Origin of the sequence: Streptomyces sp. NPDC085524 (genome assembly GCF_044541755.1) — a bacterium.
In the GTDB taxonomy this organism is placed as follows: Bacteria; Actinomycetota; Actinomycetes; order Streptomycetales; family Streptomycetaceae; genus Streptomyces.
In genome coordinates, this window is record NZ_JBITTH010000005.1 from 210,145 (window position 1) to 225,653 (window position 15,509).

General features: G+C 72.1%; 12 protein-coding genes. 3 read left to right on the forward strand and 9 right to left on the reverse strand.

What is annotated here, in order from left to right:
* Positions 1 to 280: 280 nt before the first annotated feature.
* The 5 genes from pepN to ACIGFK_RS09710 form a co-directional block, all read right to left on the reverse strand.
* Positions 281 to 2,848, reverse strand: coding sequence for an aminopeptidase N (pepN, locus tag ACIGFK_RS09690; RefSeq protein ID WP_400051147.1), 2,568 nt, complete (start codon positions 2,846 to 2,848; stop codon positions 281 to 283).
* Between the two features lie 86 nt (positions 2,849 to 2,934).
* Positions 2,935 to 3,252: a chorismate mutase gene (locus ACIGFK_RS09695; protein WP_376659947.1), complete on the reverse strand. Its 318-nt coding sequence runs from the start codon at positions 3,250 to 3,252 to the stop codon at positions 2,935 to 2,937.
* Positions 3,253 to 3,329: 77 nt separating this feature from the next.
* Positions 3,330 to 4,505 carry a sensor histidine kinase gene (locus ACIGFK_RS09700; protein ID WP_400051148.1) on the reverse strand — a complete coding sequence of 392 codons (1,176 nt, stop codon included), beginning with the start codon at positions 4,503 to 4,505 and terminating at the stop codon, positions 3,330 to 3,332.
* Between the two features lie 265 nt (positions 4,506 to 4,770).
* Positions 4,771 to 5,424 (reverse strand): response regulator, encoded by a 654-nt coding sequence (locus tag ACIGFK_RS09705; RefSeq protein WP_386465179.1) that lies wholly within the window; start codon positions 5,422 to 5,424, stop codon positions 4,771 to 4,773.
* A 163-nt stretch (positions 5,425 to 5,587) separates the two neighbouring features.
* Complete coding sequence (locus ACIGFK_RS09710) at positions 5,588 to 6,406, reverse strand: serine protease (protein ID WP_376661206.1); 819 nt, start codon at positions 6,404 to 6,406, stop codon at positions 5,588 to 5,590.
* A 107-nt stretch (positions 6,407 to 6,513) separates the two neighbouring features.
* On the opposite strand from ACIGFK_RS09710, the gene ACIGFK_RS09715 reads away from it, so the two are divergent.
* A complete protein-coding gene (locus tag ACIGFK_RS09715) occupies positions 6,514 to 7,416 on the forward strand; it encodes a hypothetical protein (protein WP_376661205.1) in 903 nt (300 codons plus the stop codon).
* A 59-nt stretch (positions 7,417 to 7,475) separates the two neighbouring features.
* On the opposite strand, the gene ACIGFK_RS09720 is transcribed toward ACIGFK_RS09715, so the two are convergent.
* Positions 7,476 to 8,945 carry a hypothetical protein gene (locus tag ACIGFK_RS09720; RefSeq protein ID WP_400051150.1) on the reverse strand — a complete coding sequence of 490 codons (1,470 nt, stop codon included), beginning with the start codon at positions 8,943 to 8,945 and terminating at the stop codon, positions 7,476 to 7,478.
* Positions 8,946 to 9,291: 346 nt separating this feature from the next.
* On the opposite strand from ACIGFK_RS09720, the gene ACIGFK_RS09725 reads away from it, so the two are divergent.
* The gene (locus ACIGFK_RS09725) at positions 9,292 to 11,643 is read left to right on the forward strand and encodes a helix-turn-helix domain-containing protein (protein ID WP_400051152.1); all 2,352 of its coding nucleotides are present in this window, start codon (positions 9,292 to 9,294) and stop codon (positions 11,641 to 11,643) included.
* 69 nt (positions 11,644 to 11,712) lie between these two features.
* The gene (locus ACIGFK_RS09730) at positions 11,713 to 12,369 is read left to right on the forward strand and encodes an HAD family acid phosphatase (RefSeq protein WP_376661202.1); all 657 of its coding nucleotides are present in this window, start codon (positions 11,713 to 11,715) and stop codon (positions 12,367 to 12,369) included.
* 58 nt (positions 12,370 to 12,427) lie between these two features.
* Here ACIGFK_RS09730 and ACIGFK_RS09735 read toward each other — a convergent pair whose 3' ends face one another.
* Genes ACIGFK_RS09735 through ACIGFK_RS09745 form a run of 3 tightly spaced genes read right to left on the reverse strand, consistent with a single transcriptional unit; the run spans position 12,428 to position 15,500 of the window.
* Entirely contained in the window at positions 12,428 to 14,101 is a 1,674-nt protein-coding gene (locus ACIGFK_RS09735; RefSeq protein WP_376661201.1) for an FAD-dependent oxidoreductase, read from the reverse strand.
* Positions 14,098 to 14,619: a flavin reductase family protein gene (locus tag ACIGFK_RS09740; protein WP_386465169.1), complete on the reverse strand. Its 522-nt coding sequence runs from the start codon at positions 14,617 to 14,619 to the stop codon at positions 14,098 to 14,100. Before ACIGFK_RS09740 ends, ACIGFK_RS09735 begins: the two co-directional genes overlap by 4 nt.
* Entirely contained in the window at positions 14,607 to 15,500 is an 894-nt protein-coding gene (locus tag ACIGFK_RS09745) for a VOC family protein (protein WP_400051154.1), read from the reverse strand. The genes ACIGFK_RS09740 and ACIGFK_RS09745 overlap by 13 nt, the downstream gene beginning before the upstream one ends.
* Positions 15,501 to 15,509 lie beyond the last annotated feature (9 nt).

Genomic DNA, 15,509 nt, shown 5'->3' on the forward strand with positions numbered 1-15,509 from the left:
GCGGTGCCGCGGTGGCGGCGGGTGCCCGGTGGGTACAACGATCAGACCCGAATGGGGTAACCCTGCCGGGGTTTTTCCGGGTTTTGTTCGCGTTCGGGGCTGCTGCACGGAGCTGCTCCCCGCCCCGGACCCCGGTCCTCAAACGCCGGGCGGGCTGAAACGGCAGCCTCGCCAGGGGGCACCTCCCAGCGGTGGCTGGGGGAGTTTGAGGCGCGGGGTCTGGGGTGGAGCCCCGGTACGCGGCGCGGGGCGGGGTCCGGCTTGCGGCCCGGCAGGGGGGTCAGGCGCCGCGGACGCGGAGGGCTCGGGACAGGTCGTCCAGTTGGTCGATCAGTTTGCGGCGGAGGAGGGGGAGGATGTCCTCGTTCGCCAGGCAGGTTCGGCCGGACGTGAGGTTGGCTTCGTCGATGGCGTAGACGGGGAACGCCCAGCGGCCGGCGGCTTCGGCGATGGCGGGTCCGCGGCGGGTGCCGAGGGCCACGGCCTCGGGGTAGAAGCGGGGCACGTAGTCCCGTACGAGGTCGGTCTGTTCGGGCTGCCAGAAGCCCTGGGCGGTGGCGCTGAAGAGGTAGTTGGACAGGGTGTCGTCGTGGAAGAGGCGGTCCCAGGCGGCGGCCTTGGCCTCGGGGGTGGGAAGGGCGGCGCGGCAGCGGGCGGCGCCTTCCTCGCCGGTGGCGCTGGGGTCGGCGGCCAGTGCGGTGTCGATGGCGGATCCGTCGGCGGCGCCGAGTACGCAGAGCCGGGCGAGGATGCGCCAGCGCAGTTCGGGGTCGAGTTCGGGTCCGCCGGGGACGGAGTCGTCGGCGAGCCAGGCGGCGATGGTGTCGGGCTGGGTGGCGCTGTCGACGAGGGCGCGTACGGCGGTCAGCCGCAGGCCCGGGTCGGAGCCGTCCTCGGTGCGGCGCAGCAGGTCGCGGCCGATGGCCGTGAGGGTGTTGAGGGCTGCGGTGCGCTGTTCGGGCGGGAGGTAGCGGACGGCGATCTGGGTGCGGGCGAAGGTGAGGACGCCCTGGACGATGGCGAGGTCGTGTTCCTGGGGCAGGTGTGCCTCGGCGGTGGTGAGGTAGTCCTGCGGGTCGAGTTCGCCGTCGCGGACCATGTCGCGCAGGGAGTTCCAGACGACGGCGCGGGTGAGGGGGCCGGGGATGCCGGAGAGGCTGCGCAGGACGGTTTCGACGGAGGTTTCGTCGAGGCGGACCTTGGCGTAGGTGAGGTCGTCGTCGTTGACGACGAGGAGGGCGGGGCGGGGGCCGCTGACGGAGAGGACCTCGTCGGAGGGGACGTCGAGGTGGAGGAGTTCGGTGCGTTCGAGGAGGCGGCCGTCGGCGGGGTCGCGGTCGTAGACGCCGACGGCGACGTGGTGGGGGCGGGTGCCGTGGCGGTCGACGGTGAGGGTCCAGCCGGTGGGTGCGGCGGTCCCTTGGGGGTCTTCCTCGATCTGGGGGGTGAGGGTGTCGATGCCGGTGGTGCGCAGCCAGATGTCGGCCCAGGCGTGGACGTCGCGTTCGGTGTGGGCGGCGAGGGAGTCGACGAAGTCGGCGAGGGAGGCGTTGGCGAACTTGTGGCGGGAGAAGTGGGTGTTGATTCCGGCGAGGAAGTCCTTCTCGCCGAGCCAGGCGACGAGCTGGCGCAGGGCGGAGGCGCCCTTGGCGTAGGAGATGCCGTCGAAGTTGAGGAGGGCGGAGGCGGTGTCGGGGACGTCGTCGGGGGTGGGGGCGACGGGGTGGGTGGAGGGGCGCTGGTCGGCGTCGTAGCCCCAGGGTTTGCGGGTGACGCCGAATTCGGTCCAGGTGTCGGTGAAGCGGGTGGCTTCGGTGAGGGTCTGGTAGCCCATGTATTCGGCGAAGGACTCGTTGAGCCAGATGTCGTCGAACCAGGCGAGGGTGACGAGGTCGCCGAACCACATGTGGGCCATCTCGTGGGCGATGACCATGGCGCGGGACTGGCGTTCGGTGTCGGTGACGGCGGAGCGGTAGATGAACTCGTCGCGGAAGGTGACGAGTCCGGGGTTCTCCATGGCTCCGGCGTTGAATTCGGGTACGAAGGCCTGGTCGTAGGAGTCGAAGGGGTAGGGCTCGGTGAACTTCTCCTGGTAGCGGTCGAAGCAGGCCGTGGTGATGGAGAGGATCTCTTCGGCGTCGGTGTCCAGGTGGGGGGCGAGGGAGCGGCGGCAGTGGATGCCGAAGGGCAGTCCGGCGTGCTGGGTGCGGACGCTGTGCCAGGGGCCTGCGGCGACGGCGGCGAGGTAGGTGGAGATGAGGGGGGTGGGGGCGGACTGCCAGATGCCGGCGGCGGGCCGCTGCGTGTCGCCTTCGCCGGTGTGGTCGCCTTCGCCGGTGTGGTCGCGTTCGCCGGTGCGGGTGGTGATTCCGTTGGCGAGGACCGTCCAGTGGGCGGGGGCGGTGACGGTGAATTCGAAGACGGCCTTGAGGTCGGGCTGGTCGAAGGCCGGAAAGACGCGCTGGACGTCGTCCATGAACATCTGGCTGTAGACGTACGTCTCGCCGTCGGCGGGGTCGGTGAAGCGGTGGAGGCCTTCGCCGGTGCGGGAGTAGCGCATGCGGGTGTCGATGCGCAGCTCGTGGGGGCCTTCGGTGAGGCCGGTGAGGGGGAGGCGGTTGTCCTGGAGTGCGGTGACGGGGAGGGGCTCGCCGTCCAGGAGGGCGGATTTCAGGGTTTCCGGCTTGAGCTCGACGAAGGTGTCGCCCGCGGTGCGTGCGGTGAAGCGGATGTGGACGCTGGAGTCGAAGGTTTCGTCGCCGACGGTGAGGTCGAGGGTGACGGCGTAGTGGTGGACGTCGAGGAGCCGGGCTCGGAGTTGCGCTTCGTTGCGCGTCAGTGCGGACATGGGGCCCATGCTGCCGCAGTGGGCAGTCGGACCCCAGTCACCTGATCGGAAGGCTCTGGCGGCGTCCGGCCGGGCCTGCGCTCCGGTTATGCCTCGTCTTCGCCCGCGGCGATGGTCTCGTGGTGGCGGATGACCTCGGCGATGATGAAGTTGAGGAGCTTCTCGGCGAAGGCCGGGTCCAGTTTGGCGTTCTCGGCGAGCTGGCGCAGTCGTGCGATCTGGGCGGCTTCGCGTCCCGGGTCGGCCGGGGGGAGCTGGTGGCGGGCCTTGAGGTGGCCGACCTGCTGGGTGCACTTGAAACGCTCGGCGAGCATGTGGACCACGGCCGCGTCGATGTTGTCGATGCTGTCCCGCAGGCGGGCGAGTTCGGCGGCAACGCGCTGGTCGATGGCACTGTTGTTCATGGTCACCGAGAATACGTGGCGGGGGGCCGCCGGGGCCTCGGGCGGCCGGTTGGTGAGACGGGGCTGTGATCTCGGGGTCACAGGGGCAGGAGCGCGGTGACGCCCCAGCCGCCTTCGGGGGTGGGTCCGGCGGTGAGGGTGCCGCCGAGGGCTTCGGCGCGTTCGGTCATTCCGGCGAGCCCGTAGCCGCCGCCGCGGGCGTTCTCGGAGAGTTTGGCGGGGTGGCCGCCGTCGTCGGTGATCCGGACTTCCAGGCCGGTGGGGGTGGTGCGCAGGCCGACGCGGACGGCGGTGGCGGTGGCGGCGTGCTTGCCGGTGTTGGTGAGGGCTTCCAGGACGATGCGGTGGGCGGTGGCGGCGACGTGGCCGGGGATGCGGTCCTGCAGGCCTTCCTCGATGTAGAGGGTCACGGGCGGGCCGGTGGCGGAGAGCCGTTCGGTGAGTTCGCGGATGTCGGCGAGGCCGGCGAGGCCGGCGACGGGGGTGGTGGCGGCGGTGGCGGCGGTGTTCACGCCGGGGGTGTCGTTCTCGCGCAGGACCTTGACGACGCGGCGCATGGAGCCGAGGGCTTCGTCGCCGGCGGTCTCGATGCGGCCGAAGATCTCGGCGGCGCGTTCGGCGGAGACCTTGGTGAAGCGGGCGGCGCGGGCCTCGACGACGATGCCGGTGACGTGGTGGGCGACGAGGTCGTGGAGCTCGCGGGCGAGCTCGAGGCGTTCGGCGGTGCGGACGGCCTGCAGGTCGCGCAGGCGCTGGGTGGACTGGAGGCGCAGGAGGAGCGAGTAGCTGCTGATGACGACGGTGAGGACGGAGAAGAGGAGGGTGAAGCGGCCGGGGTCGGTGTCCCGTACGGGTACGGCCATGCAGCCGAGGCCGAGGAGGGGGCCGAGGACGGCGGCGGTGCGGGCGGGGGCGCGGAGCAGGACCTGGGAGAGGAGGACGAGGAGGGCGAGGGCCTCGCCGCCGCCCCAGACGACGAGGGGGTGGTGGCCGAACATCAGGGCGAGGGTGGCGGTCCAGGTGACGGCGGCGGCGAACCAGGCGCGGGTGAGGAGGGGGATGCGGGGCCAGGGCGCGGCGCTGAGGCAGACGAGGATGCCGGACACCCAGACGGTGGCGTGCGGGAGGCTGGGCTGGCGGGCGAGGACGACGCCCTCGAAGGTGACGAGGGCGAGGAGGACGAGGGAGAGGGTGAGGCGGACCAGGCCTGCGGCCTGGGGGTTGCGGCGCGCCCATCCGCTGAGCGGGCTCATCGGTGGCCCTCTGCTCCGCCGGGGGTGGGCAGGTACGGGCCGGCTGCGCCGGGGCTCCCTGGGGCTCCGCCCCAGACCCCGCTCCTCAAACGCCGGAGGGGCTGGATTCGGCCGGTGCCATCTGCCTCGTGCGGCTCAGAGAACGGGGCTCCGCCCCGAATCCCGCTCCTCAAAGGCCGGAGGGGCTGATTTTGGCCGGTGTCGCCTGCCCGGTTGCGCCTTGAGTGGCGGAGGGGCCGGGGCTCGGGCCGGTGGGGGTGCGGCGTCACGCCGCGTTGGCGGCGAGGCCGCTTTCCCAGGCCCAGGCGGCGATTTCCACGCGGTTGCGGGCGTCGAGTTTGGCCTGGACGTTGGCGAGGTGGGTCTTGACCGTGGAGAGGGAGACGTAGAGCTCGCCGGCGATCTCGGCGTTGGTCAGCCCGCGGGCGAGGCAGCGTACGACGTCGCGTTCGCGTTCGGTCAGGGGTTCCGCGGGGCGGCGGGCCTGGTTGGCGGGGGTGCGGGGGGCCATTTCCCGTAGGAGGCGGACGGTGATGGCGGGTGAGACGAGGGAGTCTCCGACGGCTGCCGCCCGGACCGCTTCAACCAGCATGGCGGGGCTCGCGTCTTTCAGGAGGAAGCCGGACGCTCCGCCGTGGAGCGCCGCGTGGACGTATTCGTCGAGGTCGAAGGTGGTGACGATGACGATGCGCGGCCGGTCGCGGCCGGAGAGGCGCCGGGTGACTTCGAGGCCGTCGAGTTTCGGCATGCGGATGTCGAGGAGGAGGACGTCCGGCTGGTGTTCCTCGACGGCGGCCAGGGCGGCCTCGCCGTCGACGACGTCGGCGAGGACCTCGATGTCGCTCTGGCTCTCGAGGATCATCCGGAAGCCGGTCCTGACCATTTCCTGGTCGTCCGCGATGACCACTCTGATCGCCATGCGCTGCCTGCCCCGCTGTCGCTGTCGCCCGCTGCCGACGGGTCCGATGGATCTTTCCCATGGGAACGTCGTCCGCGGTGGGCCGCAAGCGCACGGGGCCGGGTGTGCGGGGCTTCGTCCTTCCGGCCCGTTGCGGTTGGGCCGGAAGGACGAAGGGTTCCTGCTAGAGGCCGGCCGCGGCGGCCTTGATGTCCGCGGCGAAGGTGGAGACCTCGGTGTAGACGCCGGGGTAGTCGGGGCGGGCGCAGCCTTCGCCCCAGCTGACGATGCCGACCTGGATCCAGGCGTTGTTGTTGTCGCGGCGGAACATGGGGCCGCCGGAGTCGCCCTGGCAGGTGTCCACGCCGCCCTGGTCGAAGCCGGCGCAGATCTCCTCGGCGGGGACGAGGGAGCTGCCGTACGCGGCCTGGCAGGCGGCGTCGGAGACGAAGGGGACGGTGGCCTTCATGAGGTAGCGCTGCTGGGCTCCGCCTTCGCGGGTGGCGCCCCAGCCGGCGACGGTGAAGGTGCCGTTGTCGTAGGCCTTCGTCTCGGCGATCTTGAGGGTGGGCAGGTTGATGGGCTTGGCGAGCTTGATGAGGGCCCAGTCCTTGCCCTGGCCGTTGTAGCCGGGAGCCTGGAGGACCTTGGTGGACTTGACCTTGATGGCGCTGGAGCTGCGCAGGTCGACGACGCCGGCGGTGGCGGTGATGGTGGTGTTGTTGCCGGAGCCGTCGACGCAGTGGGCGGCGGTGAGGACGATCTGCTGGGTGTAGAGGGCGCCGCCGCAGCCCATGGAGAGGCGGACCATGAAGGGGAATTCGCCCTGGGCGGCGCGGGTGCCGCCGACGACGGGGGTCGGGGAGGCGGTCGCGGCGCCGGGCTGGAGGCTGACGGCCGCGAGGGCGACCGCTCCGACGGCGAGGGTGCGCTTGATGAGTCGCGCAAGAGTGCTCACAGTCAACACACTGCCTTTCGTGGGGGGTTGGGCGGTGCGGGCCATCAAAATGATGACGGGGCCATGACACACCGGGCGGGTGGCGGGCATCAAGAACGGGTTTTCGGCCAGCAGCGGGCCGGCGCCGGAGGGCTTGCGGCGGGGGGTGCCCGGTGACGCACGACCGGAGGCCGGGCAGCCCGGTCGAGCACGGATTTCCGCACCTGCCCGCGGTGCGCGCCTCGATCACCGCGCTGTTCCGGCGGCTGTCGGCCGACGGGATCCGCGCCTACGCGACGAGCTTCTCCCCCGCCGACGCGGCCTTCGACGCCTCCGAGGACCTGCACCTGGGCGCGCAGCGGGTGGCGTCGGCCATGGTGCGCGCCCTGCGGCTGCCGGACGCGCGCATGGTGGTGTGCTTCCGGCCGATGCAGGACGCGGCGACGGTGGAACTGGCCGCCGGGCCGGAGTACTTCGTGGAGGTCAACGACCGGTTCCGCACGCACCGGCGGGACCTGGCGGCCGCGCTCTCCCACGAGGTGGCGCACGTACTGCTGCACCGCCTGGGCCTGGGTTTCGCGGACACCGCGGAGAACGAGATCCTCACCGACACCGCCGCCGCCTATCTCGGGGCGGGCTGGCTGCTGCTGGACGCCTACCGCGAGGACGCGCTGACGCACCAGCGGTTCGGCTACCTCACGCCGGAGGAGTTCGGGTTCGTCCTGGCCAAGCGGGCCGCCTTCTTCGGCGAGGACCCGTCGGCCTGGTTCACCAGCCCGCAGGCGTACGAGGCGTACGTGCGGGGGCGGGCCGCGGCGGAGCGGGACCGGCGGCGGGCCCCGCTGTCCGCCGCGGGGCCGGTGGCCCGGCTGCGCTATGCCAAGGACCGCCGGGCGGGGGCGGCTTCGGCGCCGGGCGCGGGGGCGGCGTACCGCTTCGAGGGGGCGGTGGACGGCGACGGGTTGCGGGTGAGCTTCCCGTGCCCGGTGTGCGAGCAGCGGGTGAGGGTGCCGGTGCGGGGGCGGCTCCGCGCGCGGTGCGGGCTGTGCGGCAGCGTGCTGGACTGCGACACCTGAGCCGCCGGGGTACGACGGGAGCCCGGCCGATTGATCGGCCGGGCTCGTGTCGGGTTCCGTCAGCGGGTCGGACAGACGTCCTGGGTCACCTTGCCGGACTTGCCGCCGTTCGTCGCGGGGTCCAGGGTCAGGCATTTGCCGGTCCACCGGTTGATGAAGTACGTGGCGCGCCGGCCGCCGTACTGCTCCGCCGGCATGATCTCCCAGAGCTGGTTGTCCGAGGCCCACCGGCTCTCGCACGGCCACCAGAACAGTTGCATGCCGTTGCCGGGCGGTACGCCGAGGTTCCACGGGACGGTGAGGCAGTAGCCGTTGCCCGCCTTGATCCAGTAGTAGTTCTGGCTGTCGTAGGGGGGCAGGGTGCCCGTCCACTGCTGGCTGCTGGGCGCCGGGCTCGCGCAGGCCCGCTGCGTCACCACGCCGCCCGAGCCGTCGGGGAAGTCCTCGCCCCGCACCATGCAGCGGTTCGGCGCAGTGGTCTCGTAGGTCTGCCCGATGAACTGCTTGTTCGGGGTGACGGTCCACAGCGCCGGGTGCGGCGGGAAGACGTGGGCGTTGCGGTTGAGTTCGTTGACCACGGACAGCGGGTTGACGCCGCTGGTGTTGCTCTGCTCGTAGAAGTTCACCGCGACGTAGTTCGGGTTGCGGCCCGCGGCGGGACGGCAGTCCTTGTCGATGCGCTTCTTCAGGGCCGACCCGTTGTCGCCCGGCGCCTTGAACTCGGGGTTCGCCGCGCTCGAGTCGAACTGGTTCATGGTGAAGAGCGGCGTCAGCGCCGTGCCCGGCATGGGGTTCTGCCCCACCGGGTTGCTGTTGCGCGACGCGCACCCGTGCGGCCAGTCGTCGTCGTAGTCGTAGAGCGTCTCCACCGTGCGCTTCCAGGTGTACATGAGGCGCCCGTATTCCTTGCTCCCGTCGCCGGACTTGACCGCGACGTCGTCCCCCCACCTGTCCTGGAACACCACCAGGCGGCGGTTGTCGGAGACCATGTCGCGCAGCCGCGGCCAGTTGCGGTTGTCGATGTCGTACTGGTTGGGCGAGAACAGCAGGTTCTTCGCGTTCTTGGCCTCCAGCACGTCGCTGACCGCGTCGGTGAGCGAGGCTCGGCTGGCGTAGTTCTCCAGGAAGACCGTGACCACTTCATCCGGGTGGCTCTTGAGGAAGTCCACCACCCGGCCGAGCCCGCTGCGGAAGTTCTCGAAGCAGACGAACTGGGAGTGGCACAGCATCACGTCGACGTTGCCCTCCTGGTCGTAGGCGATGTCGTAGGTGTCGAGCATCAGCCCGCGCACGCCGTCGTCGAGCTGCCGGGAGATGTTGCGCCACTGGTTCCGCGGCGGTACCGCCCCTGAGTCCGCGTAGGAGTTGTGGGTGGTCAGCGACGACCACTGGTCGAGGCGGGCGTCTCCGTACTTGCTGCCGGACGCGGCCACCGCGGGCGTCGGGGTGGGCAGCATCGTGGCCAGGAAGAGCAGCGAAAGGACGGGTAGGCACAGCCTTCGCAGTACGCGGAAGCCTCTTGCAAGCATGTCGTTCCCCAGGGTCAAGACGGTCGTTGGAACCGGAGCGGGCGTGCGGCACCGGTTGCCGGTCGACGGTGCGGGCGGCGCGGGCGGCGTGATGCCCGGCGGACCGGCCGCCGACCGTCCGTGTCGAGCCGGGCCGGGCCGACACGGCGGATACGGGCCGGACCACGCGGTTCCTTCGGCAGAAGCCGAACGGCTACGGCCCCGCCCGCCGGTGCCCAGCCAACCCGCCCGGACGGGGCACGGACCACGAACTTCCACCGGCAGAAGTAGACGTAACGCCTTGGCATACTTCTGCCGGTAGCGCCCGCCGACTCGGGGTGACCACGCCGACCAGGGGATTCGAGCCATGAGCAACGAGGGGTTCGCCGCGCGCCTGCACGCTCTGCGAACGGGTGCAGGGCTCAGTCAGGAGGAGCTGGCGCAGGCCGCGGGGTTGAGCGTGCGAGCCCTTTCGGACCTGGAACGCGGACGCTCCCGGGGACCGCAGCGTCGCACCGTCCAAGCCCTGGCCACCGCCCTGGACCTGGACGACGCGGCCGCCGCCGAACTGGAGCACACCGCCGGCCTCGGCCGGACCCGCCCCCGCTCCGGAGCCTCCGCCACCCGGCCGGAGCCACGGCCCGTTCGGCACCACGCCCTCGAACTTCCGCGAGACCTTGACGACTTCACCGCCCGCGGCGTTGCCCTGGACCGGCTACGCGCCCTGGTGGAACACCTCGACCCCGCTCACCCTCCCGTTGCCGTGGTCAGCGGACAGCCCGGCCTGGGCAAGACCGCCTTCGCCGTCCACGCCGCCCACACCCTCGCCCCCCACTTCCCGCACGGCCAGTACGCCATCGACCTGCGCGGCATGGACCCCCGCCCCACCCCGCCGCGCGACGCGCTCGCCCGGCTCCTGCGGGCCCTCGGCACCGCCGACAGCGCCATCCCCACCACCACCGAGGACCGCAGCGGCCTCCTGCGCTCCCTGCTGCGCGACCGCCGGATCCTCCTCCTCCTGGACAACGCCGCCGACGAGAACCAAATCCGCCCCCTGCTGCCCGGCCACAGCCCCAGCCTCACCCTCATCACCAGCCGCAACACCCTGGCCGGACTCGAAGCAGTCCACCGCCCCGAACTCGCGCTGCTGCGCCGCGAGGAGGCCGTCGAACTCCTCACCCGCGTCGTCGGCCCCGAACGGGTACACCGCGAGAGCCAGGCCGCCCGCGACCTCGCCGACCTGTGCGGCCACCTCCCCCTCGCCGTCCGCATCGCCGCACAACGCCTCGCCGCCCGCCCCGGCGAACACCTCGGCAAACTCGCAACCCAGCTCGCCGAAGACACCACACGCCTGGACGCGCTGCGAGCCGGCTCACTGCAGGTCCGCGCCGCATTCGCCCTGTCCTATCGGCAACTGCCCCCACCCGCCCGCACCGTCTTCCGCCGCGCCTCGCTCACCGCCGGCCCCGACTTCAGCCCTCAGAGCGCCGCCCTCCTGGCAGGACTGCCACTGCGCCAAGCCGCTGCATGCGCACAGGACCTCACCGACGCCGGACTGCTCCAGCCCCACCCCACCGCCGACCGCTACCGCTTCCACGACCTGCTCCGCCTCTTCGCCGCCGAACAACTCGCAGAAGAGGACGGGCCCGCGCACACCGCCGCCGCCCAGGACCGGGCCGACCTCTGGACACTGCACCGCGCGAAGGCCGCAGCCCAGCTCTTCGACACCGCACCCCACCCCGACACCAGCCCCACCCCCGACCCCGATCCCGCCACCGCACCCGCCGACCACGAACAGGCACGGGTCTGGCTGGAGGCCGAGAAGGCCCAGTGGCTCGCCGCCCTGGGCCGCGCCCAAGCCCGCGGCCTGCACCAACAGGTCATCGACACCGCCGAGGCGATGCACTGGTTCTCCGACCGCACCCCGCACTGGGAAGCCTGGGCACAGGTCTTCCAGTGGGCCGTCGACTCCGCCCGCGCATTGGGCAGCAAACGCGACGAGGCCGTCCACCTCAACTACCTCGCCTGGGCGTACAACATGGGTCTCCACGACCACACCGCCGCCCTGACCAGCGCACAGGCCGCCCTGGCCGCGGCGCGTGAAAGCGGCGACCGGCTCCAGGCCGGCTGGGCCCTGGGCTACGCCGCCGGCGCCCTCCACCGGCTCGGGCGAACCGGCGAATCCATCATCCGGCTCCAAGAAGCCGCCGACCACCTCAGCGGGCAGACCGGCCCGGAGAGCCGCCTCGCCGAACTCACCGTCCTCAACACCCTCGGCCAGCACCTGCGCCAGACCGGCCGCGCCGAGGAAGCCCTGGCCATCCACCGGCGCAGCGAAGCCATCTGCCAAGCCGGCGTCGCCGGAAAGCCGCGGGAACTGATCGGCCTCTACCTCGCCGTAACCCGCCAGCACATCGGCAACGACCTCGCCGCCCTCCACCGATGGGACGAAGCGGAACACCCTCTTGGCTACGCTCTCACCCACTTCCAGGCAGCGCAGATGCCCGCATGGAGCGAACCGGCCCGCCTCGACCTCGGCATCGTCCTGCGCCACCTCACGCGCCACCACGACGCCCGCGCGGCCCTGACCGCCGCACACGACTCGCTCGTCCGGCTCAACAACCCCCGCGCGTCCGAAGCCGCCGACCACCTCCACCAACTCGACCGGACGTCCGCGGGTTCACCGCTCGGCTACGAAAAGTTTCCTACCGACCAGTAGACATGGGGGCGGGATCCGGACAACGCTGGGCGCGTACATGCCAATGCGTGACCGAGGAGCGTCCCCCACATGCGCAGCACCCGTACCGCCGCCACCACCGCCGCTCTGGCCGCGGCCGCCGCCGTCCTGACCCTGGTTCCGGCCGGCGCCGCCCAGGCCGCGCCCGCCCCCGCCGCGGTGACGAGCCGCACCGCGTCCGCGCCCGGCGGGAACGCGGCGATCCTCGGCATCGACTACGCCACCTGGCAGCGCGACGTGGCGGGCGTCATCGACGCGGTCCGCCCCGCGATCGAGCAGCGCATCGCGGCCTCCCCGGCCGGCGAGAAGCCCGCGATCGTCCTCGACATCGACAACAGCTCGCTGGAGACGGACTTCCACTGGTTCTGGACCTTCCCGACCCCCGCGATCGCCAAGGTCCGCGAGCTGACCCGGTACGCGAACGACCGCGGGGTGGCCGTCTTCTTCGTCACCGCCCGCCCGGGGATCGTCTACTCCCTCACCGAGCGCAACCTGCGGGCCGTCGGCTACCCCGTCTCGGGCCTCTACGTCCGCGACCTGCCCGACCTGTTCGACGAGGTCAGCGCCTACAAGACGGGCAAGCGCGCGGAGATCGAGGCGCGCGGCTACACGATCATCGCCAACATCGGCAACAACACGAGCGACCTCGTCGGCGGGCACGCCGAACTCACCGTCAAGCTGCCGGACTACGGCGGCAAGCTGTCCTAGCCGCTGCCGGGCCCCGTGCCGGGCCCGCAGCCGCCGCCCCGTCCGGCCCGCCGCCCCGTCAGCGGGCCGGGTCCGGCCGCTCCCCCGCGATGGCGTTGACCGCCGCCCAGCTGAAGGCCATGGCGGGGCCGATCGTCGCGCCGGGGCCGGGGTAGGTCTCCCCCATGACCGCCGCCGAGCAGTTCCCGGAGGCGTACAGGCCCGGGATCACGGTGCCGTCCTCGCGCAGGACCCGGCCGTCCCCGTCGGTGACCAGGCCACCCTTGGTGCCGATGTCCCCGGGGTGGACGGGGACGGCGTAGAAGGGGCCCTTGTCGATCGGTGCCAGGTTGGGGTGGGGCAGGGTCGGGTCGCCGTAGTAGCGGTCGTAGACGCTGCTGCCGCGGCCGAAGTCCTCGTCGGCGCCCCGCTCGGCGAAGCCGTTGAAGCGGCGGATCGCGGCGGGCAGCCCCGGCGCCGAGATCTGCCGGGCCAGCTCCTCCACGCTGTCGGCCTTCTTCAGGAAGCCGCTCGCCAGCCACCGCTTGGGGAAGGGCTGGCCGGGGAAGAGGCCGGCGAAGATGTACCGGGCCTTGGAGCGTGCGTCGAGGATCAGCCAGGAGGGCACGGTCCTGGCCTCCGGGCGGTCGGCGGCGTACATCCGGTCCACGAACGCGTGGTAGGGCGCGGCCTCGTTCGCGTACCGCTCCCCCGCCTCGTTGACGATGACCATCCCCGGGATGCCCCGGTCGGCGACGAGGAAGAACGGCTTCTCGCCGGGCGGGCACACGGAGGGTGCGCCCCACACCCTGTCGAGGAGGTCGGTGGCGGCGCCGAGTTCCTCGCCGAGCCGCAGGGCGTCCCCTGTCTGGCCCTCGGAGGCGTGCGTCCAGGCCGTGGAGGTGGGGTGCGGCAGGTGCTTGTCGCGCAGCTGCTGGTCGTGGGAGAACCCGCCGGAGGCCAGTACCACCCCGCCCCGGGCCCGTACGGTCACCTCGCGCCCGTCCCGGGTGACCCGTACGCCCGTCACCCGGCCGGAGGCGTCGGTGACCAGGCCGGTCAGCGGCGCCGACAGCCACAGGTCGCCGCCGAGCCGGTGCAGGGAGAGCCGCATCCGGGCGACCAGCGCCTCGCCGAGGGACAGCAGGGTGCGGCCGGTGAGCAGCGCCTTCACGGCGCGCGCCCCGACCTTGAGGGACACCTTCCTGCCCGCCCAGGTGCGGCTGACCATGTTCAGGAAGCGGAAGTCGTACGAGGTCATGGTCAGCCCGTACGTGGGCAGGCCCGCCCGGCGCATGTCGTGGCGCAGGGCGCCCAGCTGCTTGAAGTCCACGATGCACGGTTCGATGGAGCGGCCCTGCGCCATGCCGCCCTGGGCCTCGGGGAAGTAGTCCGAGTAGCCGGGGGTGTACATGAAGCGGATCGCGGTGCGGTCGTGGAACTCCTCGACCATGCGCGGCCCGTGGGCGAGGTAGGCGTCCTTGCGGGCGTCGGGGACCCGGTCGCCGACGGTGGCGTCGAGGTAGGCGCGGGCCTTCTCGCGGGTGTCGGCGAGGCCGGCCCGGTCGAGGTGGAAGTTGCCGGGGACCCAGATCGCGCCGCCGGACAGGGCGGTGGAGCCGCCGTACTTGTCGGTCTTCTCGACGACGAGGGCGCTCAGGCCGCGCAGCCGGGCGGTGACGGCGGCGGCCAGGCCGGCCGCGCCGGATCCCACCACGACCACGTCGTACTCGTACTCGGGCTGGTCGGTCATTCGAAGGCTCCGGTGGCGTAGTCGCTGCGGAAGTAGAGCAGGGGCGATCCGCCTTCGCGGGCGGCCAGTTCGAGGATCCGGGCGGTGACCAGGTAGTGGTCGCCGGCTTCGTGGACCTCTTCGAGGGCGCAGTCGACGGCGGCGAGGGCCCCGGTGATCCGGACGGCTCCGTGCCCGGAGAGTTCCCATGCGACGCCGTCGAACTTCTCGCCGCCGCGGCGGCCGAGGGCCTGGCAGACCTCGCGCTGTTCCTCGGCGAGGATGCTGACCCCGAACCGGCCGGCCGCCTGCACGGCGGGCCAGCTGGAGGAGGACTTCCCCACGCACAGCAGGACCAGCGGCGGGTCCAGGGACAGGGAGGCGAAGGACTGGCAGGCCAGGCCCGCCGGGCGGCCGTCGTCCCCGACGGCCGCGACGACGGTGATCCCGGAGGCGAAGGCGCCGAGCACCTCGCGGAAGGCGGCCGGGTCGACGGGGGCGGCCGGGTCGACGGGGGCGGCTGCGGTCAGCCGTTCCACTGGTGGCCCCAGAAGCTGTCGGCGGTGATCTCCTTCGCCGTCCAGGTGGCGGGGTCGACGATCAGCCCGTCCCAGCCGTACTCGACCTGGAAGCCGCCGGGGGCCTGGGCGTAGAAGGAGACCATGTGGTCGTTGGAGTGCCGGCCGAGGGTGGAGGCGATGGGGATGCCGGCCGCGTTCATGCGGTCCAGGCAGTAGCCGACGTCGTCGAGGCGCTCCAGTTCGACCATGAAGTGGACGATGCCGGGGGGCAGGGCGCCTGGGTAGAGGCCGAGGCTGTGGTGGCGGCGGTTGGGGCTGAGGAAGTGCATCCAGTGGAAGTCCTTGCCGGGGGCTCCGGTGGGGACCGCGACGGGGGGCAGCTTCATCGAGTCGCGCAGCTGGAAGCCGAGGAGGTTCTCGTAGAAGTCGAGGGTGGTCTCGGTGTCGGGGGCCGGGAGGACGACGTGGCCGAGGCCGAGTTCGCCGGTGACGAAGCGGTTGCCGTACGGGGAGGCGAGCGGGGTGTGGTCCTGGGCCTGGCCCCAGTAGAGCTCCAGCGGGTTGCCGCTGGGATCCTCGCAGTGGACCAGGCCCTGGACGCGGCGGTCGGCGAGGGTGGCGGCGTCGCCGGGCTTGACGGCGTGTCCGGCGGCCTCCAACTCGGCGGCGGCCTCGGCGAGCGCCTTGGCGTTCGCGAGTTCGAAGCCTGCGGCGAGCAGCCGGTCCTGGCTGCCGGCGACGAACTGGAAGCGGTGGATGCGGTCGTCGATGCGGACGTTCAGCTGCGTGTCCGTGGAGCCCTGGGCCTCGGTCATGCCGAGGACGTCGAGGACGTAGCGGCGCCAGGCGGCGAGGTCGGCGGTCTCGATGCGGAGGTATCCGAGTGCGCGGATGTCCATGTGCGGGCT